This window comes from Dokdonia ponticola (genome assembly GCF_042653865.1).
GTDB classification, from domain to species: Bacteria; Bacteroidota; Bacteroidia; order Flavobacteriales; family Flavobacteriaceae; genus Dokdonia; species Dokdonia ponticola.
The window spans coordinates 236,307-257,584 of the sequence record NZ_JBHSFV010000009.1; the positions used below are offsets into that span (position 1 = coordinate 236,307).

Below are 21,278 nucleotides of genomic sequence, written 5' to 3' on the forward strand. Positions count from 1 at the left end.
AAAGCGTATAAAGAAAATTTAGGAATACCTAAACTACTTAGAGGCAAGTCCACAAGGTAGTTTAAAAAAAAAAATAGTTGATTTAGAGGTGAGCCTCCGTGCATTTAAATCTCGATTATCGAGTAAATTTGCGCTTTTGACACATTTTTATAACATATCATAAAATACGATCTAAAAAAATGGAGGTATTCAAATTTGGAGGAGCTTCAGTAAAGGATGCAGACAGTGTAAAAAACATCCTTAGCGTTTTACAAAAAAAAGGCGTCGACAATAAACTTATTGTGGTATCTGCCATGGGTAAAACCACCAACGCACTAGAAAAAGTAATACATGCTTACTTTACCCATAAAAACGAACTCTCTGAAGCTATAGAAGTATCCCATACCTATCATTTTACGATTCTTTCTGGTCTTTTTGCCAGTGATCATCCCATTTTTGAAACTGTACAGACACTATTTAACAACCTACAAAGTTTTCTTGAACGCAATAAATCGCCTAATTACGATTTTGTATATGACCAAGTCATCTGTTATGGGGAACTGATAGCTACAAAAATCATCAGTGCATTCCTTTCTGAAAATCACATCAAAAATACGTGGATTGATGCACGTGAACTTATCAAAACAAACACAAGCTATAGAGATGCACATGTAGATTGGGAAACGACTCAAAAAAATATTCAAAGTGCTATTCAAAAAGAAGGCGTTTTTATCACACAAGGTTTTATCGCCTCAGAAGAAAATAATTTTACCACAACCCTCGGACGGGAAGGAAGTGATTACACAGGCGCTATTTTTGCCTATTGCCTCAATGCAGATAATCTCACCATATGGAAAGATGTACCTGGCGTATTAAATGGAGATCCTAACGTGTTTAAAAACACCCAATTACTAAAACGTATATCCTATAACGAGGCTATTGAAATGGCCTTTTATGGGGCTTCGGTCATACATCCAAAAACACTCCAGCCATTACAGAGAAAAGAAATTCCACTTTACGTAAAATCATTTGTTACTCCCGACAATCCAGGCACATTCATAGGAAAAGGAATAGCGCTTGATCCTATGATTGCCTGCTATATTTTAAAGAAAAACCAAGTACTTATCTCATTATCTTCTATAGATTTTAATTTTATTATGGAAGCGCATATAAGCGATATTTTCAACTTATTACATCGCTATAAAATGAAGGTAACCATGATGCAAAACTCTGCTATTAGTTTTTCTGTTTGTGTAGAGAATAAATTCAATACTCTTGATGAATTACTTAAAAAACTAAGAGCAAATTACAAAGTACGTTGGAATGAAGGTGTTACCTTACTTACCGCGAGACATGCCAAGCCTTCTGAAACCCGTCAACTTTTACAAGGTCGAAAAGTGCTTTTAAAACAAGAAAACAGAACTGTTACGCAGTATGTATTAAAAGAAGCGTAAGTATTGTATATTTGACCCCTCAGTCGAAATGGTTAATTCATGAGTTTAGTCACCGCAAAAGAAGTTGCACAAGCGATAAAAGTCGATAAATTTGGCTTTTTTGGTACTTTCTTAGGATGGTCCCTCATGAAAACACTCAAGATTTCGAGTTTAAATAAAATCTATGATCGAAATAAACACCTAAACGATCTTGATTTTTTAAACGCTCTTTTGGATGAGTTTAAAATCAAATTTGATATTCCAGAAGAAGATCTTAAACGACTCCCAAAAACAGGTGCTTATATCACGATTTCAAATCACCCACTCGGAGGGATTGATGGTATATTATTACTTAAACTCATGCTAGAACAGCGTGAAGATTTTAAAATTATAGCCAACTTCTTATTACACCGCATAGACCCCTTAAAACCCTATGTGATGCCTGTAAACCCCTTTGAGGACCGGAAAGATGTAAAATCAAGTATTACTGGTTTTAAAAATGCGCTTTTACACCTTCAAGAAGGATCTCCTTTAGGTATTTTCCCTGCAGGAGAAGTCTCTACCTATAAAGATGATAAACTTATTATTGATAAGCCTTGGGAAGAAGCTGCTATTAAACTAATTAAAAAAGCAGAAGTCCCTATCGTGCCTATCTATTTTCATGCAAAAAACAGCCGGCTTTTTTATCAGTTATCACGCATAAGTAGTACGCTACGAACAGCCAAGCTGCCCAGTGAATTACTCACTCAGAAAAATCGTGTTATTAAAGTACGTATAGGAAATCCGATACAAGTAAAAGCACAAAAAGAATATACAGATCTCCCTAATTTTACAGAGTTTCTCCGTAAAAAAACATATATGCTTGCCAAATCCTTTGAGACAAAAAGTCGTTTGAGCAACATCCCACAAACCCTAAAAGTTTCTAAAGAGCCTAAAGAAATTGCCGTCTCTATAAGTAGTGATTTGATCTACAATGAAATTGATGAATTACGTAAAAATGAACGCCGTTTATTACAGTCTAAAAACTATGAGGTTTTTCTTGCGCCAGCAGATGAGATGCCTAATACGCTTCAAGAAATAGGCCGCTTACGCGAAATCACATTCAGAGCCATTGGAGAAGGGACTAACGAGGCCATAGACCTAGATAAATTTGATCGCTACTACCATCATATGTTTTTATGGGATAGTACCACCAAAAAAATTGCAGGTGCCTATCGCATGGGACTTGGTTCTGAAATATTTAAAAAATACGGTATTGACGGGTTTTATTTGCAAGACCTCTTTCGTTTTGATACAGAACTACATACCATGATGAGTCAGAGTATTGAGATGGGACGTGCCTTTATCATTAAAGAATATCAACAAAAACCAATGCCGCTATTCCTATTATGGAAAGGGATTGTTCATACCACCTTACGTTTCCCAGAACATAAATACCTTATTGGAGGGGTAAGTATTTCTAATCAATTCTCAAATTTTTCAAAATCACTGATGATTGAGTTCATGAAATCTCATTACTACGACCCTTATATCGCACAATACATTCGTCCTAAAAAAGAGTTTAAGGTTCGCCTTAAAGATGCCGACAAAGAATTTGTTTTTGACGAAAGTGCCGCCGATCTCAATAAATTTGATAAGCTCATAGATGAAGTAGAGCCAGGCTCATTGCGACTTCCTGTATTGATCAAGAAGTACATCAAACAAAATGCAAAAGTCATTGCGTTTAATGTAGACCCTTTATTTAATAATGCTATAGACGGCCTGATGTATATCCGTATTGCAGATCTTCCTGAAAGTACGGTAAAACCAGTGATGGAAGAGTTCCAAGCAGAACTTGAAAAGAAATATGGACACAAAACTCAGGAAGAAGAGTAATCTTTAACCTACATACTCTCACCCTTTTTATAGTATTACTTAGTACGCTTTCGCGAACCTGCCTCGCCGGCAGGCAAGAGCATAAACAACGACAAAACTAGTTTTTATACAGTGCTTCGCCAGCAGCTTCATATTTGTCTCCTTTTGTCCACGTAGGTGTCACCGGATCATTTGCTATAAAGCGACCCGCAAGCACATACGCGCTAAAAAATTTAAACAAATAATCATAATCTAAGGTTTCTGCTTCATCTCCCGGTCTATGGTAATACTTGGTAACATCTCCATTAAAAGCCGTAAACCCTAAAGAAAATGTAGGTGAAGGAATTCCTTTTTTAGCAAAATTAACATTGTCACTTCTATCAAAAAGACCTTGCTCAGGAGCAGGATCATCAACTGCTGTTAATTCAAAAGCACTCGCTGCATCTTTAATATGTTGCGCAGCCGTCGTTCTAGGTAATCCAACAATAGTCACTAGTGATGTATCATTATACCCCGCATTATCACTATTAAAACAATAGACCATTTGCTCAAGAGGCAATACAGGATTCTCTACGTAAAAAGAACTTCCTAGTAATCCTTTTTCTTCTCCTGTAAACAAAATAAATAACGCCGATCGCTTTGTTGGGTGTTTTGCAAGGTTTTCTGCCATGCTAAGTACCGTTGTTGTTCCTACAGCATTATCACGAGCACCATTGTAAATAGTATCTCCTGTCGCATCTGGCGTTCCTATTCCTACGTGATCATAATGCGCAGAATATATAATGTACTCTTCCTTTAATTCGGGGTCTGTCCCTTCTACAATACCTATGATATTTTGAGATTCTACGATCTCTTCTTTTGGACCACTCATATGAATAGCAATAGAGATAGGGGTATCTTTTTTGAGGCCATTAGCCATTGTATTTTCTTTGTCCAATACCCACAGATAAGGCATGGTCACTTTTTTGTCTTCCTTTTTAACAACCCCAAGAGAGGAGCCATTAAAATTATGCTCAATAAAACCCCACATTTGATCTTCTGTATTTAGTAACTCAATAACAGCAACAGCGCCATGTTGTTTTGCTAATTCTTTTTTCTGATCTAATAGTCCAAAAGCAGCACGCGTATCTTTTGCCACTGCACTCCCCCCTTTTACAATAACAACCTTTCCGTCGACAGTGGCACCTTTATAATCCGCCTCTAATCCGTATCCTAGATATACAGCACCCTTGGAAAAATCAATAGCTGCTGTTTCTAAAAGCGCATAGTCTTGTATAGGCGCTCCATTAATAGAAAGACGAACATCTGAAGGAGGAGATTTTTTATAAAGATCTACCTTTTGATAATAATCTCCTGTTTTAGGATTGGGTTGTACGCCATAACTGCGTAAGGTATTTGCCAGATATGAAGCTGCTATTTTATTTTCAGGAGTTCCTGTTTCTCTTCCTTTTAATGAATCACTGGCTAAGAAATAAATATGGCTTTCTATTTTTGATTTATTAACTGTCTCTTGGACTTTACTCTTGTCATCCTGACTAAAGATACTTGTAGTACTCATTACTACTAAAAAGAGCGCTATTAATTTTTTCATGTTTTTAATTTATGTCTTAAAAATAAGTAATTCTAAGCCAAATTAGATGTCAGATAATTCCTTTTAAAATTATAACATCAAAATAGTTTGATCATATAGCGACTTATCTCTACTTTTAATTTTATAACTGCCTGATTAGATTAATATGAAACAAGCCACCACCATCGATGAAGTAATCTCAATACTAGAAGATATCATTACTACAGAAGTTGCTGGCAATAGCAATCTTGCATTTTTCCCTATCCTTTACAAAAAAGTAACGCAGCGAATTAAAGAAGGGATTGCTCAAAAAGAGTTTGATGACAATCCAAGAATGGAACGTCTTGATGTCATTTTTGCTAATAGATATCTAGCCGCATACTTCACCTATAAAGAGGGTCAAAAGCCCTCCCTGTCTTGGGAAAATGCTTTTCTGGCTGCCAAAAACCAAAAGCTTTTGATCTTACAACATCTACTCCTAGGGATTAATGCACATATCAATCTAGATTTGGGTATAGCGGTTTCAGAAACTATCGGGCCTCAAGGAGATTTACAAAACATACACGATGATTTCAATAAAATCAATGCGATTCTAGCTAGTATGGTTGATGGAGTACAGCAAAAAATTGGTCTTGTCTCCCCCTTCTTTTATTTACTAGATAAAGTCGCCGATGGTAAAGAAGACCTCATCGCCACCTTTAGTATCAATATAGCACGTGATGAAGCCTGGTTATTTGCCAACGAGTACCACAACGCACTAGATAAAGAAACCGTTTTTACAAAACGTGATATTTCGATAGGAAAAATAGCCCTCAAACTATCTATTACAAAAAGTAGGTTTTTACGCTGGGTGATCAAATTTATACGCTGGTTCGAACGTAAAAATGTGGCACAAGTCGCCAAGGTTTTGAGTAGTTAATACGCTTAGTACGCTTTCGCGAAAGCGAACCTGTGAGACCTGCCTACCGGCAGGCAGGTTCACTAACACTAGAAGCACATAGCCTTAAAGCAAAAAGCCACCCAACAAATCGCTGAGTGGCTTTATGATATACGAGATAATCTATTAATTTTTCAACTCTTCCTCATCACTAATTGATGAAGTATCTCTATTTTTTACGTATGTATCCAACCATTGGTCTTGCTCCCACAAAAGGTGAAGTATCGACTCTTTGGCACGATATCCATGGCTTTCTTTAGGAAGCATCACAAGCCTTGCAGTAGCCCCTAAACCCTTCAATGCATTAAAGTAACGCTCACTCTGCAAAGGATACGTTCCTGAATTGTTATCAGCAACTCCATGCACTAAAAGTAAGGGAGTTTTCATTTTGTCTGCATGCATAAATGGAGACATATTGTAATATACATCTGGTGCCTCCCAATAGCTACGCTCCTCGCTTTGGAAACCAAAAGGAGTAAGTGTCCTATTATAAGCTCCACTACGCGCTATTCCCGCAGCAAACATATTGGAATGAGAAAGTAAATTTGCAGTCATAAATGCGCCATACGAGTGTCCTCCTACGGCCACGCGATTACGATCTATATATCCTAAGGCATCTACCGCATCGATGGCTGCCTTTCCATTGGCTACTAATTGTTTTCTAAAACTATCATTAGGCTCCTCATCACCTTCTCCTACAATCGGGAAGGATGCATCATCTAAGACCACATAGCCACGAGTAACCCAATAAATCATAGATCCGTAATACAAATAGGTAAATTCATTCTTATTCTTAGTGGACTGTGCCGCACTACTTTTATCCTTAAATTCTTCTGGATATGCCCATAAAATCATAGGCATTTTTTCTTTCTTTTCCTTATCATATCCAACAGGCAGATACATCGTTCCTGAAAGCTCTAAACCATCATCACGCTTATAGGTAATCACTTCTTTATGCACATTTTGAATACTTGCAAAAGGGTTTTCAAAATCTGTAATCTGTGTGAGTTTGTTTTTCTTAATATTACGGATATAATAATTTGGATATTCGGTAGGAGATTCAATACGCACTAAGATCTCTCCTTTTTTCATGTCGATAGCGCTTTGTAAATTTTCTAACTTATCGGTATACGAAGATTCATAAAGGCGCTTTGTTTTTCCTGTTTTTAAATTCATCGCGTCTATAAACGGAAATTGTCCCTTCTCACTATATCCAGCACCCATTAAGAAAAGTTCGTTGTTTTCTATCGTGAGAACATTGCGTCCATATTCATTTTCATGTGTCACAAAATTACCTGGATCACTATACACATCTTGATAATTACGATCTGTTATGATCTTTCCTGTATTTGTAGAACCTGAAGGATTAAAAAGATATGTTTTTGTATTTCGGGTGTTCCACCAATAATCGTATGCTAGAGCTGTTTGGTCATTCCCCCACTGGATGCCACTAAAACGTCCTACCGTTTGTAATACCTTTTGAGGTGGCTTTGTAAAAGGAGCTTCTTGCATATACACCTGATCACGGTAGGCAACCTCTACTTCTGGATCTCCGTTATCCAAAACCTCTGCCCAAACTAGCGTTGCTGGTGCATCGGAGCGCCATTGCATACTACGCTTCCCTTTACGAGCTGCCATAAACCCTTTAGGTAACTCCTCAATAAGTGGCACCTCATTAATCGTTTTTACTAGCGTTCCATCTGCATTATAAACAACAGATGTTTGCGGAAAACGACGATAAGGCACGATATAAGAAAACGGTTTTTCTATCGTGGTAATCATCCAATATTTTCCGTCTGGTGATAACGAAACACCACTATACATATCTGCTTCTTTCCAAGGGGTGATCGTACCGTTTATGTCAAGTTTCATAAGACTAGACGTAGCCAATTGCTCAAAATTAAATACATCATTAGGGTTTTGCAATAAATCTTGGTACGTACGGTTTTGCGCTTTTGAGCCGTCACTTGTGGATATGGTAGGCCCCGTAGGAACTGCTTCTTCTGTATTAATCAATGCTTTTCTAGATGCTGGAATTACTTTTACTAGTAAGCTATTACCATCCTTAAACCAACGTATAGGATTTCCCATATTTGCATTGAGTGGTGGGGTTGCAAGCTTAGACACTTTTGCCGTCGCTACATCAAGAATCCATACCTCTACCGCATCTTCTACCGTGTTGGTAAGTGCCATTTTAGACTCATCTGGAGACCAACTAAAATTACTCAGCTTTGGATTATCGGGCAAACCAAGAATGGGCCTTTCCTTTTTTTCTGTAACACTCTTAATTTTTACGTTGTTGTAATAGGTCACACGGCTCCCAATATTGGTTTTAGGATTGATCCGAAGTCCGCCGAGACGTAATTCTTTTTCAGAAAGTGAGGCTATATCTTTATAACTGTCTCGATACAGTAATAACATGGTATTCCCTTCAGAATTCATCACGACACTAGGTGCGAGTGTGACATCTACAAGGTCTAAAATTTCTTTTGGAGGTTTTTGATAATCGAGATTGATTTGAGCAATAGCGCTAAAAACAAACAACAAAGCACTCAGTGTGAGGAATATTTTTTTCATTGGAAAATAGTTTTTTTTAAAATTACAGAAAAGTAACCGTTGAACCTGTTAATATTTTGTGAGAATGCACTTTGTATTTTTAAAAAAATATTCCCCTTAAAATTATAAGTGTTTTTCCACAAAGTCTTGGCAATAGGCTTTGATTTCATTTCTCGCTTTCGCGAAAGCAGCCTCTGTATCTTCTACAGAGCCCACAAACTTAGAGGGATCATAAAAATTATGGTGCAATCGCGTGGCATTGGGTGCGGCGATAAACGGACAGTTTTCATACGCATGGTCACATACGGTAATGATAAAATCCCAAGAGATCCCTTCATACTCATTTACGTTATTTGAGGTATGCGAAGTAATATCGATCCCATCTTTTGCCATGGTCGCTGCCGCTCCAGGGTTAATTCCATGTGTTTCTATTCCCGCCGAATAGATCGTGGCTTTATCACTTGCCATTACATTTAAATATCCATGTGCCATCTGACTACGGCAGCTGTTTCCTGTACAAAGTACGAGTACGTTTTTTTTCATAATTACTTCTATTTCATATCCACACTTTGACGATGCTCAGCATCAACTCCGTTGGATATCTAATTCATTTTATGCCCGCGAAGGCGGGTATCTTTTTTTAATTCTTCTAAATTTCTTTTTCTCTTGTTAGGTCTCGACTGCGCTCGACCAGACAATACAATAAAGAGTATTCAAATTAAATCACTTCTCCTTTCCAATAACACATTATCATACCAAACTCCATCACGCATTCCTAGTTTCTCTCTAGTTCCTACAACTCTAAAACCACAGTTTTCATGCAGTTTGACACTCGCTTTATTTTCTGGAAAAATCTTTGCTTGTAAGGTCCAAAATCCTGCTTGCTCACTTTCTGTAATGAGGTGTTGTAATAGCTTCTTACCGATGCCCATTCCTTGCGCTTCTGATGCTATATAAATAGTGACCTCTGCAACACCACTATACACGTTTCTTGAAGAAAACGGACTCAACGCACACCAGCCTACAATTTCATAGTCTGCTTCGGCAACAAAACGGCATTGGGGTAAAAACTTTGCATTCCATGCATCCCAATCAGGTACCTTGGTTTCAAACGTTGCGATCCCCGTATCCATACCTGTATTATAGATTTTCGCGCAAGCGGAATAATCTTCTTTTTGAAATAAACGAATTTGTGTTTTTTTCACTAGCGTATATTTTACAATGTAAGTCTCCTTTCCATTGGGAGACGCCTAACAACAACCTCCTCCTGGAGTACATTCGCCTGCTTGTGCTGTTACCGCTGCAGGTTCTGTGATTCCGCAGGTCTCTTTTGCTTTACAATCGGTAGGTTGCCCCGCTAATTTAAAGAGTAAATTGTTCCCGCGTATTTCGTAATCGTTAACATAGAGTTGTGCGGTGTGAAAATTGGCATTACTATACTCAATGCGTACTTCTGCATCCATGACATAGGGTTTCATTTTTCCAACTCTAGAGAGAATGGCCATTGCTTTGTAGGCACTCATAAATTCGGTTTTTCCTAGTTCTCTAGGGTCTTCCCACAGTTGGATGATCGTTTCTTTCCAAGCATCTACGCCAGCTCCACAATCTACAGAGTCAATGGTGACGTGTTTTACTTCAGTGATATGATAATTGGCTCCTACCAATAGATTAGGTGCATATTCAAATAACAATGATTTGCCTTGGTGCGCTTTGAGTAGGTCTATAAATTGGTGTGTTTTCATATTATAACTTTTTTGCTATTGTTCTTATTTTTTCAATCAACTTTTGGGTGTGTGCTTCTGTTGTAAATGGATTCATAAAAGTGGTACGTAGCCACATTTCCCCTTTTAAAACCGTAGAGACAATATAGAATTCGCCTTCTTCTAAAAGTTGCTTTCTAATGGTTTTATTAACCTCTTGAATTTTTGCTTTTGAAATCCCAGCAGTGTATCTAAAACACACAATATTACTTTGAGCTTCTAGGGCAATTTCAAAATCAGGATGTTGCTTTAGCACCTCAGAAAATGTACGACCGCTATCGTACAGTGTAGTGACAAAATCATCAAAAAAAGCAACACCATACGCATTAAGAATGGCATAAAATCGCAAACTCATCATGCTTTTGGTGCACTCAAATGTGCGTTTGGCATAATTATACCAATCGGGGTCATCATTTTGCTCCCAGAGGTATTGTGCTTTCTGACTAAAGGTCGCATAGCTATCAGCAGTATTTTTAAAAAGTACGGCGGTCGTAATAGACGAGGTGCCCATCATTTTATGACCATCTATAATGACAGAGTCGGCTTCGGCGATACCGTTAACTAAGTGCTTGTATTTTTTAGAAAAGATTGCGGCTCCTCCATGGGCGCCATCTACATGGAACCAGAGGTTGTTCGCTTTCGCGAAAGCGGAAACACCTTCCAAATCGTCATAAATTCCAGTACTGGTTGAAGGAGCACTGCCTATCACGGAAATGACTTCAAATCCGTCTTGTGTCGCTTTATTATAATACTGCTGCAACAGATCTACCCGTATTTTATAATCATCGCCTACGGGTACTTTGATAATACCGGCTTCTCCCAATCCCATAATACGCGCCGAACGATCTACGCAATAATGTGCCTCTTCTGATACCATAATGGCTAGTTTACGGCCGTGACCTTCATTCCAAACATCTGAAGAAGCTTTGGCTTTTCGAGCAGCTAATAGTGCGGTAAGATTAGCGAGGGTTCCGCCAGAGGTTAAAAAACCATCTCCGTTTGCCCAACCTATGGTTTCTGCAAAAAACTCAATCACCACACGCTCTATTGCAGAACTAGCTTGTCCCATTTCATAGACTGCCATCCCATTGTTAAGCTGTGCGCTCAACAAAGTGGCAAGCGCAGAAACTGGCACTGTAGGCGCTACTTGATGGCCAATACAATGAGGATGATGGATGTGTATAGAACGTTTTAAAACCGTTTCAAAAAAAGAAGGTGTAGGATGATTCTCGTTAGTGTATGCTTTCCAAAAAGCATACTCCTCTTGTGGATCTACCCACGCATTCATGGTAGGTGCTTCTCCCGAGATATTTTGTGCTAGATAGTGACTTATCTGTTGGACAAGGTCATTACCCTGCTCATTGAACAGCCGACTATCATACGCTTTGTGAAGTAACGATGTGCTCATATTCTAACAGCATTTTGCGCGTGTAGCTTCAAAGAAATCCTGAAAGTGTTGTTGCAATTGATCCCACTTTCTCAGATCAATACTATAATACTGTGCCTTCCCCTTAAACTGACTTTTAAGTAGGCCTGCTTTGCGTATCACTTGCAAATGTTGGGAAGTGGTGGGTTGTGACAATCGTATTTTTTCTGCAATATCCTGACATAAGCAACCGTCGCAGTCACCTATATATTCTAAAATCGCAACTCTAGCAGGGTTAGAGAGCACTTTGGCTAGGTCTGCCATTTGATTTGCTCTCATAGAATGAATGTGTCTTTTTGTAACGCCCATATCTTTAGTCTTTAGTCTTTAGTCTTTAGTCTTTAGTCTTTGTAAAAATAAGGATAAAAAGTAATATAGCAATATTACGATGTTAAAAATTATAAAAAAGCCCGAAAATCATCTTCAGGCTTTTTACATTTTATAGATTAAAACCAAGGCTTTCTACCTGCTTGGTAAGTGTTGTAAAATTCTTCGTCAGACTTTGTGAGGTATATAATTCCTTCTATTACGCCAACTGCCCATACAAGCATACTTGGTATTCCACAAAGAAACCAACCTACGACACCTACTACCAACATAATAATACCTTCTTTTTGGTAGCCCAAAATAAATTTATGAATTCCTAACGATCCTAAAAAAATAGCAAGTAAACCCGCAAGCATTTTCTTATTATCTGTGCTATTAGTTACTTTATTCCATTCTTCTTTGGCACTTTCTGAGAACTCTTTTGCAGATTCTTTTACATCATCTGCAAATTCATTTGCTTTTTCGCTGGCTTCACCAGCCATTTTTTTTGCTTTGTCTTTAAGATCGTCTCCTTGACCTTGATTTGTTTCTTCGCTCATTGTTTTTGTATGTTAGTGAGATAATAACCCTAAAACTATTAAAAAAAGAGGAAAAACTGACAGAAAAAACTTTTTTTCATTTATAAATAGGTCTTTTACCCCTATGCAACCTAGAGAAACGCCTTATCAATAGGTTCCCACAGTTCTATTTTATTTCCTTCTGGGTCTAAAATCCAACCAAATTTTCCGTAATCATAGGTTTCCATATCTCCTACAATAGTGACTCCTTCTTCTCTAAGTACTTTAAGTAGTTCTTCAAGGTTATCTACTCTAAAATTAAACATAAAGGGTTTCTCACTAGGAGAAAAATAGGTCGTATCTGCGCCCATAGGACTCCATTGGGTAGAACATTTATTTCCATTTTCATCTCGCCACCAGAACGTCCAACCGTATTGATCTGTTGGGATTCCCAAGTGGTTTTTGTACCATTCTTTTTGTGCATCGGGGTCTTCACTCTTGAAGAACATCCCTCCTATTCCTGTTACTCTTTTCATTTTTGTGCCACGCTTTTAGCGTGGTATCTTTTTAAATTTGTTACTACTATACTTTTTATCTCTGTTGTACTTTTTACCTAAATAGCAATTCATTGCACACATCATCTCCATTCTTTTCTTCAAATCCTAAAGGATAAAATGAAGATTTCTGATAGTCACCCTTCAGGGAGGGAAAAAATGAAGAACTCTAATCAAAATACACAACAGGTTTTTTATTTATTTCTTTTGTAAAATCAAAGATGAGATTATCGTAATAATAAGACCAATTACACTTACCAACGCAAACATAAACCCTCCAGAAAAGATCCCTAGTTGTGTTATTGACATTGCATTAAATTTTTCTTTTTGTGCCTGTGCTGCTGAAATGGCATCTGTGTCTCCAGACTCTTTTGCCGCAACTAACATCTTCTCCCCATAATTCTGATAAAAATCAGGATCAATTACGGTGACATATAATCCATCTACAACGGCAATTCCTAGCGCTGTAAAAAGCGCAATGAATATCCCTAAGACAAATGCCTTTTTGAAGTTAATCTGACCTCCATTTTCGGTATCTCTAAAGTGTTTGATACCAAAGAAGACAAATGAGAGTGCTACAAAAATGACTGTATAGCCTAGTATTTCAGATTGTCCTAAAAATAGAGAAGCTCCAAAACCGATCATGCCCGAAAGCAAGCCATATAGCACGTATTTGTAAATAATTTTTTTCATTTTATACTTGGTTAAAATTGTTTTCTCAAAAGTAACTCGTTATTCCAAAAACGCCCTCATACGAAAGTACCAAAACCATCCTACTTTGGTAGGAATCGCACTAAATGGGTAAGATGTGTAGCTCTTTTGCCTTTTGAATCGCTTGCGTACGGCGTTTGGCATCTAGTTTTAAAAGGACATTAGATACATGGGTCTTAATCGTACTTTCAGAAACAAAAAGGTGTTCAGCGATTTCTTTATTGCTATATCCAGAGGCCATTTCAAGCAAGACTTCATACTCACGCTTACTCAGACCAATCGCTTCGAGTTGTTTTTGATCGATCTCTTTCTGTACCGTTTCTTCTTTTCTAAATCGTTTTTGAATGAAAACACCTATCACAAAAAACACAATAGCAATACCACTGATGACGAGCTCAATAGTTAAATCTCCAGAAATTAATGCGTATTGGCTTAATTGAAGTAATGCTAAAATAGCAAATGCCAGCATCCCAAAAATTAAAATCGTTTTTTTCATTCGTTTTAAAAGTACTAAAACTTTGCGAGGATTTTGTCTACGATGGTCTGTGCTAGTTTTTGTTTACTTTCTATGGTCCATCCCGCAATGTGTGGCGTAAGAAGTACATTGTTTGCTGTGATCAAATATTTCAGTGGGTCGGGCATCTCTTCTTTTGAGGTAAAAAGGGTCTCAAAAGATAATTTCTCATATTCCAATACATCTAGTCCCGCGCCTTTTATTTTTCCGCTTTGTAAGGCAGTGACCAGCGCCGATGTGACCACACTTTTGCCTCGAGCGGTGTTGATGAGATAGAACGCTTTCGCGAAAGCGTTGATAAACCCTTCATCTACCATTTTATCAGTTTGAGGCGTCCAGGGCGTATGTAAACTGAGTACGTCTGCCTTTTTTTGTAGCTCCGCTAATGAAACTTGACGCGCGTGTGCATCGCCTACATTATCTAAAATATCATAGCACAATACCTCACAGTCAAACCCTTGTAGTTTTTTGGCGAACGCTTTGCCCATATTTCCATAGCCAATAATACCCACCGTTTTTCCTTCTAATTCCAACCCTCGATTGGCTTCCCGATTCCAATGGCCTGCTTTGACCTCAGCATCGGCTTGATTGAGCTTGTTAAACAGCGAAAGAATCATCCCAAGGGCATGTTCTCCCACCGCATTCCGATTACCTTCTGGGGCACTTATCAAATAAATTCCTTTACTTTCTGCATACGGAATATCGATACTTTCAAGACCTGCACCTACTCTTGCAATAAATTTTAAAGAGGATGCGGCATCTATAAATTGTTTGTCAATTTTAAACCGACTCCGAATTACAATCCCATCATACTTCGAAATAATCTTCTCAGTAGCTTCTTTTGAGATGGTATAGTTTTCTTCATTCTCGTGTCCTGCATTGGCAAGTTGCTCAATGAGTAATGGGTGGTTTTGATCTAGGTGAAGAATACGCATCATGAAGTAAAAAAATTAATTCAAATATACGCATTGGTTTGTCTACATAACAGCTTCTTTCTTTTTGGCAGGTATTTAGTCTTTTTTAATCAGAAATTACCATAGAATCTCGTTCAGTCCATATAAATAAGGGAATTCAGGCTTTTTTAAACCTTTTTTAGTACCTTTTTCAATCCTTATTTTTTTACATTTTTTAGGTGTTACACATAGATTTGTATCATACAAATTTCTAAAACATTATATGATGAAAAAAACAGCCTTACAGTTACTCACTCTTATCTTTTTTGTTACGATAAGTCACTATTCATACGGTCAAAAAAAGAAATCAACCAAAATAGATTCCTTTTATTACGAAGTGCCTAATTCTAAAAATCAATTCTTTAAAGTGAGTACATGGAATTCGGCAGATAGTTTGCTGGTTTCTGGTTATAGCAATTATACAAATAGCCTTTTTAATTCTGAAAGAACAGATTTTTCGTTAAATCGAAGGATACAGCTTACAGATAATTCAGGATCAAAAACAATTTCTATAGACGTAAATGAAGGCTCTCAAGAACTTATACTCTCCGTTAATTGTGATCTTACTTCTGGAGTTCTCAATGTTGAAATTTATGATCCTAAAGGAGTAAAAAGAGGAAATTTCTCAGTAAAAGGCAGTGGTCATAGTAATGATAAATCAGGATGGTCAGAGATCGTGGGAGGCGTCATTAATAAAAGGTACTTTAATCCTATGAATGGTACTTGGTCACTTAAATTTATAGCAGAAAAAGTCTCGGCAGCTATTTTAATCAGCACGAAAATCAAATAATAGCTAGTTGTCTTCCTTTATGAAAGTGATTTTTATTTTTTTTCTATCGCTCTGTACTTGCTGTATCTCTTTGAGCGCTATTGCTCAAAATTCGTCTGAAATACCTGCCATAAAAGGGACCTTTGTATTGGATTCGACATTGTGGGAGTCCAAAGCATACCTTTCTCATATCACATCTTTTAATGATATGTATACGATCTCAAAAGATATGATCATCGCAGAAACGACAATTAATGAAAATGGACATTTTGAATTTCCAACCAACTATTTTCCAAAAGAAGAGCAATTATACCGAATTCATTTTTCTAAAAAAGGAGCGCCTGTGGCTTCCCTTGTTATAGGCGGTCCAGAAGAAAATCATTTCTTTGTCATTGCAAGTAAAACAAAGGGGGTGACATTAAAAGGGTATTCTAAGGAATTCCCTTTTAGTAAAGTCGCTATTTTACACTCTACTCCTACAGCTTTACTTAAACAGGTAGATCTCATTGCTAGTTATGTAGATAGCACACACTATGCAGGGTCTCAATTAAAAAGAGAGTTTATTGCCGCTGCTGTTCATGAGCGTTTACGTACCATGGCAGACACCCTTACAGCTCCTTTACCATCTCTTTATGCATTATACAGAAGTGATTATAAAGCGCATGCAAAGGAATATCCCGAATTCTACAAAAACTATCTAAACAAATGGGAAAAAGAACGGTCACCTTATTTTGCGATCTTCCGAAAAGAACTTCCTGTCCAAAAAGGAACATCATCCTTGTGGATGTATTTCATGGTGGGCGGTTTCTTTTTTTTGACAGGCGTTTTTCTAACCGTTTGGTATTTGCAAAAGAAAAATAACCCTTCGAAAAAACTGCAAACATTAAGTATTCAAGAGCGAAAAATATTTGACCTTATGAAGGCAGGGCATTCTAACAAAGAGATCTCTGAGCAACACAACATTGGCGTGAGTACGGTAAAATCTCACGTGAGTAATATTTACAATAAGCTCCAAATCAAATCGCGCAAAGAAGCTATTGATTATTAAACCCTGAGTCATTAAGATTAAATCTTAGGGTATTCCGTTTGGGTTTTCTCGTGTTGTACATCGCCGGTATGAGCGGTGCTTAGTTTTTCAAAAAGTAAGAGATGTACTTCCTCTCCTTCTTCAGTCGTAGGACAGTGCTCTACCCCTTTGGGTACCACAATGATTTCTCCTTCATGTACGATTTCTGACCATTCTTTGTATTTTGGTCTGGAGCTTGTGCTGAGTGGCTCCAAAGTACGAAAGCGCATTTCCAATACACCCTTTTGGACATAGAATAATTCGTCTTCATTTTTATGACTATGCCATACAAACTCTCCAGAAATCTTAGCTAAAATTACTTGCATATCATCCACGATGGCAATTTGATGTGGATGCCATTGTGCGCTAAACTTGGTCAACTTTTCTTTAATATCTATAGGTTTCATAGTCATTATTTAGCTAATGAAGATACATAAAAGTAATTATCTAAATGTCTAAAAGAGGTAGATTAAAATGCCATTATGTAGCGCGATCAATTAGAGGCTCAATATTGAACGCGTCTTGCAGACTTCTCAAAATTGAGTTTATTTAATATATTAAAGACCCCGCTATGCAGCGGGATTAGTTCAACTTACAATATTGAGCGCATCTTGCAGACTTCTCAAAATTGAGTTTATTTAATATATTAAAAATCCCGCTATGCAGCGGGATTAGTTCAACTTACAATATTGAGCGCATCTTGCAGACTTCTCAAAATTGAGTTTATTTAATATATTAAAGATCCCGCTATGCAGCGGGATTAGTTCAACTTACAATATTGAGCGCGTCTTGCAGACTTCTCAAAATTGAGTTTCACTAATAAAATAAAGCGACAATCTCTTCTGGAATTCGCATGGGTTTGGCTTCTGGCATTTTGAGTAAACACCAATTGGTCACAGCAGTCACCACTACTTTTTGATCTTTTTTACGTGTAATGATCGTATGCCGTTCTGAGCGAACCCCTGCCATTTTCTCCACAAACGTAGTGACCACTAGTTCATCTCCTTCTAAAGCTTCGGCTTTGTAGGAAATATGATGATCTAAAACCACCCAAGCCATTTTTTTAATACCGATCCGTTCTTCTGTAGGGTCTTCATCCTTAAAATATGCAGCTGTGGCGTGATTCCAATGTTTGGAAGCCGCCGTTTGTACCCAATCCAAATACACCACATTATTGACGTGCCCTAGCACATCTATCGCAGATGAGGGGACCGTAAGTGTATATTCAAATGACTTTGAGGTCAAAACAGGATCATTTTGGCAATCCAAAAGTAGATTAAAATTCCGAAGATATCATTGCTCGTCGTGATAAAAGGTCCTGTGGCAATCGCAGGATCAATACCGCGTTTATGTAAGAATAAGGGGATAAAGGTTCCTATAATTCCTGCCATAATAATCACGACAAAAAGAGAAATAGAGATGGCCATGGCTGCTTTATAATCACCGTACCAAATCGCGGTAAAACCAAAAAGTACAATCCCTAGAATCAAACCATTTAAGGCGGCTAGGAACATTTCTTTTATTAATCGGTTTCCAATACTTCCTTTGACATCGTCATTGGCAAGACCTTGCACAATAATCGCACTGGATTGCACTCCTACATTTCCTGCCATCGCAGCAATGAGAGGCGTATAAAAAAATAAAAGGGCATAGTCTTTTAAAATATCTTCAAAACCACCCATAATCGTAGCAGCTCCAACGCCTCCTATCAATCCCAAAAACAACCAAGGCAACCGTGCTTTGGTAAGCTCCCAAATACTATCATCTGCCTCTACTTCTTGGGTAATACCTGCCGCCAATTGATAATCTTCTTTGGCCTCATCTCGTATAAAATCGACAATATCATCTATCGTAATTCGCCCTAACAATTTATTATCATCATCAACCACAGGAATGGCTTCTAAGTCATATTTCTGCATCACTTTAGCGACATCTTCTGCTTTATCATTAATGTGTACAGCATCCACTTTAGGGATATAAATTTCGGCTATTTTTGTTTTGGTATCTGATGTCAGAAGATCTTTAAGCGATAACCTTCCTATGAGTTCATTCTCTTTATTGACCACATAGACCGAATGCACACGGGTCACTTCTTCTGCTTGCCGACGCATTTCTCTCACGCATCCTGCTACCGTCCATGTTTCTTTTACTCGAATAAGCTCTTTTGCCATCAATCCACCAGCAGAATCATCATCATACTGCATCAGCTCACGAATGTCAGCCCGATGCTCTTCATCTTCTATATGACCAATCACCGCTTCTTGTGTCACTGTATCCAGTTCTGAAATAGCATCTACCGCATCATCGGTATCCATTTCTTCAATCTCTTCGGCAATTTCTTTTGGGGTGAGGCTATCTAGTAAACGTTCACGTACATCCTCATCAAGTTCCATGAGGGCTTCAGAAGTCGTCTCACTGTCCAATAAACGCACCAAATACAGCGCTTCTTCCCAATTGACAGCATCTAGTGTTTCAGCCAAATCGGCAAAATGCACCTCTTCAAAAAGTGCCAACAACGCAGTGTCATTCCCAGCACTGATGTGTGCTTTTATTTCTTCTAGTAATACGTCTGAAATTTCAAATGACATACGATTTCTTTTTGAGCGATCACAAATATAGGAAAACCCTATTCCAAATCCGATGTAATATCACGGGTAAGTGTTATGAAATCCTGAACGGATAATTGTTCTGGGCGTTGGTTGAGTATTTCGCTTTCGCGAAAGCGGTCACTTAACAACATCCCTTTTAAACTATTTCGTAAGGTTTTACGGCGTTGTTGAAATGCCATTTTCACCACTGTATACAATTGCTGCTCCTCGCAGCCTATGTCTTTATAGTTGTCTTTACGTCGCAATCGAAGCACCCCGCTATCTACTTTAGGTGGCGGAATAAACACTGTGGGAGGCACCGTAAACAGATACTCAGCATCATAGTATGCTTGTGCCAATACCGATAAGATTCCATAGGTTTTACTCCCGTGCGAAGCACAAATACGTTGCGCCACTTCTTTTTGAAACATCCCCGTAAACTCAGGAATCCGTTCTTTATTTTCTAAGGTTTTAAATACAATCTGCGTCGAAATATTGTACGGAAAGTTTCCGGTAATCGCAAACGATTCCGATGGGAATACCGTGTTAATAGGATATTTTAAAAAATCGGCTTCGAGGACTTGAAATTTGTCGGGACTGCTTATTTTTTGCTCTAGTTTAAAAGAACTGTTCAAATACGCAATCGACTCGCGGTCCAAATCCATAGCGATGAGATCGATGGGTTTTTCGAGGATATATTTGGTTAACACCCCTGTTCCTGGTCCTATTTCTAAGACCTTAGTGTAGCCTTCTAACGTGAGGGTATCGGCGATTTGTTTTGCAACCTCTTCATCTCCCAAAAAATGCTGCCCAAGGTGTTTTTTTGCGGTTACCCCTTGATCACGATTATTAGATTTTGAATGTGGTTTTTCAAAAGTACGCTTTGATGTTGATTTCGAATTTGAATTTTTTCTACCCATGTATGCTATTGTCTCTATAGGTTGCTCTATATGCTACAAAGCAAAGGTACACTTCCTTTTTTAGATCGTTATTCTATGATGATTTTTTATCTACTTTCCTGTGAGTCATTAATGCGTTTCTGCAAATGCTTCGCAATCTCTAATTGTTCTTCTTTTGTAAGCCAAGAGATATTCAAATCTACTCTTCTTCCATTTTTTAGTATCAGATAAGGTTCACTACCTCCTCTAGATATTTCGTAACGCTTTATTTCGTCATAAAAGAAATCTTCCTCTTTCACGGTCACTTTATCTCTGCCAAAACCTATGATAAAGTTAATCCCTCGGTTATTAAATAAGATATCTTTAATTGTTCTTCCAAATCGTTTTATGGAAGTAATAGGATCTATACCATGTGCAACCCAGCTAAATGCAAAATCGATAAGAAAAATAACGTATATATGCTGATAGGATACAATAACACCTAAAACATAAATAGCCAGTTTAGCCAGAAACCAAAGGGATGTTCGTTTTATATAATATTCCTTTTGCATCAATGCTCCCCGATCACTTCCAATTCTGTTCGAAACGCCACAAACTTCCCTGCAAATTTATTGCTTTGTGCTCGGAGCGTCTCAGCATCTTGATCGTAATAGGCTTGTAAGGTTTCTTTACTAGGGCTTGTGTATTGGACAGAATAAGTAGTACCGCCCATTTCTTCTTCCACAAGCACTTTGGTCATAAGCGCTTTGGTGAATTTGCCTGTAGCAAGCATCTCAGGAATATGGGCTTCTTGCATCCAAGCAAGCCATTCCTTTTCTATCGCTGTTTCAATATTGATGGTGACGTTGTATATGATCATAGTGAAAAAATAGGATTCTATGTTAA

The 21,278-nt window shown here is 37.9% G+C and carries 23 protein-coding genes; 5 read left to right on the forward strand and 18 right to left on the reverse strand.

What is annotated here, in order from left to right:
• Window positions 1-179 precede the first annotated feature (179 nt).
• Window positions 180-1,433 carry an aspartate kinase gene (locus tag ACFO3O_RS15035; protein ID WP_379980240.1) on the forward strand — a complete coding sequence of 418 codons (1,254 nt, stop codon included), beginning with the start codon at window positions 180-182 and terminating at the stop codon, window positions 1,431-1,433.
• A 39-nt stretch (window positions 1,434-1,472) separates the two neighbouring features.
• Window positions 1,473-3,287 carry a GNAT family N-acyltransferase gene (locus ACFO3O_RS15040; RefSeq protein ID WP_379980242.1) on the forward strand — a complete coding sequence of 605 codons (1,815 nt, stop codon included), beginning with the start codon at window positions 1,473-1,475 and terminating at the stop codon, window positions 3,285-3,287.
• A gap of 97 nt (window positions 3,288-3,384) precedes the next feature.
• Here the strand turns inward: ACFO3O_RS15040 and ACFO3O_RS15045 are convergent, their stop codons facing one another.
• Complete coding sequence (locus ACFO3O_RS15045; protein WP_379980244.1) at window positions 3,385-4,857, reverse strand: M28 family peptidase; 1,473 nt, start codon at window positions 4,855-4,857, stop codon at window positions 3,385-3,387.
• Between the two features lie 145 nt (window positions 4,858-5,002).
• On the opposite strand from ACFO3O_RS15045, the gene ACFO3O_RS15050 reads away from it, so the two are divergent.
• On the forward strand, window positions 5,003-5,755 hold the full coding sequence (locus tag ACFO3O_RS15050; protein WP_379980245.1) for a DUF5995 family protein: 753 nt from the start codon (window positions 5,003-5,005) through the stop codon (window positions 5,753-5,755).
• A gap of 144 nt (window positions 5,756-5,899) precedes the next feature.
• Here ACFO3O_RS15050 and ACFO3O_RS15055 read toward each other — a convergent pair whose 3' ends face one another.
• From ACFO3O_RS15055 to ACFO3O_RS15105, 11 genes are all read right to left on the reverse strand, one after another.
• Window positions 5,900-8,350, reverse strand: coding sequence for an alpha/beta hydrolase family protein (locus tag ACFO3O_RS15055; RefSeq protein ID WP_379980247.1), 2,451 nt, complete (start codon window positions 8,348-8,350; stop codon window positions 5,900-5,902).
• 102 nt (window positions 8,351-8,452) lie between these two features.
• Complete coding sequence (locus ACFO3O_RS15060) at window positions 8,453-8,872, reverse strand: arsenate reductase ArsC (protein WP_379980249.1); 420 nt, start codon at window positions 8,870-8,872, stop codon at window positions 8,453-8,455.
• Between the two features lie 170 nt (window positions 8,873-9,042).
• Window positions 9,043-9,534: a GNAT family N-acetyltransferase gene (locus ACFO3O_RS15065; RefSeq protein ID WP_379980251.1), complete on the reverse strand. Its 492-nt coding sequence runs from the start codon at window positions 9,532-9,534 to the stop codon at window positions 9,043-9,045.
• A 45-nt stretch (window positions 9,535-9,579) separates the two neighbouring features.
• Complete coding sequence (locus ACFO3O_RS15070) at window positions 9,580-10,071, reverse strand: DUF6428 family protein (protein WP_379980253.1); 492 nt, start codon at window positions 10,069-10,071, stop codon at window positions 9,580-9,582.
• Between the two features lies 1 nt (window position 10,072).
• Window positions 10,073-11,497, reverse strand: coding sequence for a pyridoxal phosphate-dependent decarboxylase family protein (locus ACFO3O_RS15075; RefSeq protein ID WP_379980255.1), 1,425 nt, complete (start codon window positions 11,495-11,497; stop codon window positions 10,073-10,075).
• Between the two features lie 3 nt (window positions 11,498-11,500).
• Complete coding sequence (locus ACFO3O_RS15080) at window positions 11,501-11,824, reverse strand: ArsR/SmtB family transcription factor (RefSeq protein WP_379980257.1); 324 nt, start codon at window positions 11,822-11,824, stop codon at window positions 11,501-11,503.
• Between the two features lie 137 nt (window positions 11,825-11,961).
• Complete coding sequence (locus tag ACFO3O_RS15085) at window positions 11,962-12,381, reverse strand: NINE protein (protein ID WP_379980259.1); 420 nt, start codon at window positions 12,379-12,381, stop codon at window positions 11,962-11,964.
• Window positions 12,382-12,491: 110 nt separating this feature from the next.
• Entirely contained in the window at window positions 12,492-12,875 is a 384-nt protein-coding gene (locus ACFO3O_RS15090; protein WP_379980261.1) for a VOC family protein, read from the reverse strand.
• 216 nt (window positions 12,876-13,091) lie between these two features.
• Window positions 13,092-13,586: a DUF4199 domain-containing protein gene (locus ACFO3O_RS15095; protein WP_379980263.1), complete on the reverse strand. Its 495-nt coding sequence runs from the start codon at window positions 13,584-13,586 to the stop codon at window positions 13,092-13,094.
• Between the two features lie 100 nt (window positions 13,587-13,686).
• Window positions 13,687-14,100 carry a response regulator transcription factor gene (locus ACFO3O_RS15100; RefSeq protein WP_379980265.1) on the reverse strand — a complete coding sequence of 138 codons (414 nt, stop codon included), beginning with the start codon at window positions 14,098-14,100 and terminating at the stop codon, window positions 13,687-13,689.
• Between the two features lie 14 nt (window positions 14,101-14,114).
• Window positions 14,115-15,053 carry a 2-hydroxyacid dehydrogenase gene (locus ACFO3O_RS15105; protein ID WP_379980305.1) on the reverse strand — a complete coding sequence of 313 codons (939 nt, stop codon included), beginning with the start codon at window positions 15,051-15,053 and terminating at the stop codon, window positions 14,115-14,117.
• 241 nt (window positions 15,054-15,294) lie between these two features.
• On the opposite strand from ACFO3O_RS15105, the gene ACFO3O_RS15110 reads away from it, so the two are divergent.
• Together ACFO3O_RS15110 and ACFO3O_RS15115 are read left to right on the forward strand one after the other, a co-directional pair.
• Complete coding sequence (locus ACFO3O_RS15110) at window positions 15,295-15,861, forward strand: hypothetical protein (protein ID WP_379980267.1); 567 nt, start codon at window positions 15,295-15,297, stop codon at window positions 15,859-15,861.
• A 70-nt stretch (window positions 15,862-15,931) separates the two neighbouring features.
• On the forward strand, window positions 15,932-16,888 hold the full coding sequence (locus ACFO3O_RS15115; protein ID WP_379980269.1) for a response regulator transcription factor: 957 nt from the start codon (window positions 15,932-15,934) through the stop codon (window positions 16,886-16,888).
• 17 nt (window positions 16,889-16,905) lie between these two features.
• On the opposite strand, the gene ACFO3O_RS15120 is transcribed toward ACFO3O_RS15115, so the two are convergent.
• The 6 genes from ACFO3O_RS15120 to ACFO3O_RS15145 form a co-directional block, all read right to left on the reverse strand.
• A complete protein-coding gene (locus ACFO3O_RS15120) occupies window positions 16,906-17,313 on the reverse strand; it encodes a cupin domain-containing protein (RefSeq protein WP_379980271.1) in 408 nt (135 codons plus the stop codon).
• A gap of 409 nt (window positions 17,314-17,722) precedes the next feature.
• Window positions 17,723-18,151, reverse strand: a complete 429-nt coding sequence (locus ACFO3O_RS15125; protein ID WP_379980273.1) for an acyl-CoA thioesterase — start codon at window positions 18,149-18,151, stop codon at window positions 17,723-17,725.
• Window positions 18,148-19,494, reverse strand: a complete 1,347-nt coding sequence (mgtE, locus tag ACFO3O_RS15130) for a magnesium transporter (protein WP_379980275.1) — start codon at window positions 19,492-19,494, stop codon at window positions 18,148-18,150. The genes ACFO3O_RS15125 and mgtE overlap by 4 nt, the downstream gene beginning before the upstream one ends.
• A gap of 38 nt (window positions 19,495-19,532) precedes the next feature.
• Window positions 19,533-20,414 carry a 16S rRNA (adenine(1518)-N(6)/adenine(1519)-N(6))-dimethyltransferase RsmA gene (rsmA, locus tag ACFO3O_RS15135; protein WP_379980277.1) on the reverse strand — a complete coding sequence of 294 codons (882 nt, stop codon included), beginning with the start codon at window positions 20,412-20,414 and terminating at the stop codon, window positions 19,533-19,535.
• An 86-nt stretch (window positions 20,415-20,500) separates the two neighbouring features.
• Window positions 20,501-20,944, reverse strand: a complete 444-nt coding sequence (locus ACFO3O_RS15140) for a hypothetical protein (RefSeq protein WP_379980279.1) — start codon at window positions 20,942-20,944, stop codon at window positions 20,501-20,503.
• Window positions 20,944-21,252 carry a DUF4286 family protein gene (locus ACFO3O_RS15145; RefSeq protein WP_379980307.1) on the reverse strand — a complete coding sequence of 103 codons (309 nt, stop codon included), beginning with the start codon at window positions 21,250-21,252 and terminating at the stop codon, window positions 20,944-20,946. The genes ACFO3O_RS15140 and ACFO3O_RS15145 overlap by 1 nt, the downstream gene beginning before the upstream one ends.
• Between the last annotated feature and the right edge of the window lie 26 nt (window positions 21,253-21,278).

What these genes read in the sequence shown, in the direction of transcription:
- ACFO3O_RS15035 (WP_379980240.1), top strand. Translation starts at nt 180, where the DNA reads ATGGAGGTATTCAAATTTGGAGGAGCTTCAGTAAAGGATGCAGACAGT.
- ACFO3O_RS15050 (WP_379980245.1), top strand. Translation starts at nt 5,003, where the DNA reads ATGAAACAAGCCACCACCATCGATGAAGTAATCTCAATACTAGAAGAT.
- ACFO3O_RS15080 (WP_379980257.1), bottom strand. Translation starts at nt 11,824, where the DNA reads ATGGGCGTTACAAAAAGACACATTCATTCTATGAGAGCAAATCAAATG.
- ACFO3O_RS15090 (WP_379980261.1), bottom strand. Translation starts at nt 12,875, where the DNA reads ATGAAAAGAGTAACAGGAATAGGAGGGATGTTCTTCAAGAGTGAAGAC.
- mgtE (WP_379980275.1), bottom strand. Translation starts at nt 19,494, where the DNA reads ATGTCATTTGAAATTTCAGACGTATTACTAGAAGAAATAAAAGCACAC.
- ACFO3O_RS15140 (WP_379980279.1), bottom strand. Translation starts at nt 20,944, where the DNA reads ATGCAAAAGGAATATTATATAAAACGAACATCCCTTTGGTTTCTGGCT.
- ACFO3O_RS15075 (WP_379980255.1), bottom strand. Translation starts at nt 11,497, where the DNA reads ATGAGCACATCGTTACTTCACAAAGCGTATGATAGTCGGCTGTTCAAT.
- ACFO3O_RS15100 (WP_379980265.1), bottom strand. Translation starts at nt 14,100, where the DNA reads ATGAAAAAAACGATTTTAATTTTTGGGATGCTGGCATTTGCTATTTTA.
- ACFO3O_RS15110 (WP_379980267.1), top strand. Translation starts at nt 15,295, where the DNA reads ATGATGAAAAAAACAGCCTTACAGTTACTCACTCTTATCTTTTTTGTT.
- ACFO3O_RS15085 (WP_379980259.1), bottom strand. Translation starts at nt 12,381, where the DNA reads ATGAGCGAAGAAACAAATCAAGGTCAAGGAGACGATCTTAAAGACAAA.
- ACFO3O_RS15045 (WP_379980244.1), bottom strand. Translation starts at nt 4,857, where the DNA reads ATGAAAAAATTAATAGCGCTCTTTTTAGTAGTAATGAGTACTACAAGT.
- ACFO3O_RS15145 (WP_379980307.1), bottom strand. Translation starts at nt 21,252, where the DNA reads ATGATCATATACAACGTCACCATCAATATTGAAACAGCGATAGAAAAG.
- ACFO3O_RS15055 (WP_379980247.1), bottom strand. Translation starts at nt 8,350, where the DNA reads ATGAAAAAAATATTCCTCACACTGAGTGCTTTGTTGTTTGTTTTTAGC.
- ACFO3O_RS15105 (WP_379980305.1), bottom strand. Translation starts at nt 15,053, where the DNA reads ATGCGTATTCTTCACCTAGATCAAAACCACCCATTACTCATTGAGCAA.
- ACFO3O_RS15095 (WP_379980263.1), bottom strand. Translation starts at nt 13,586, where the DNA reads ATGAAAAAAATTATTTACAAATACGTGCTATATGGCTTGCTTTCGGGC.
- ACFO3O_RS15070 (WP_379980253.1), bottom strand. Translation starts at nt 10,071, where the DNA reads ATGAAAACACACCAATTTATAGACCTACTCAAAGCGCACCAAGGCAAA.
- ACFO3O_RS15060 (WP_379980249.1), bottom strand. Translation starts at nt 8,872, where the DNA reads ATGAAAAAAAACGTACTCGTACTTTGTACAGGAAACAGCTGCCGTAGT.
- ACFO3O_RS15040 (WP_379980242.1), top strand. Translation starts at nt 1,473, where the DNA reads ATGAGTTTAGTCACCGCAAAAGAAGTTGCACAAGCGATAAAAGTCGAT.
- ACFO3O_RS15120 (WP_379980271.1), bottom strand. Translation starts at nt 17,313, where the DNA reads ATGAAACCTATAGATATTAAAGAAAAGTTGACCAAGTTTAGCGCACAA.
- rsmA (WP_379980277.1), bottom strand. Translation starts at nt 20,414, where the DNA reads ATGGGTAGAAAAAATTCAAATTCGAAATCAACATCAAAGCGTACTTTT.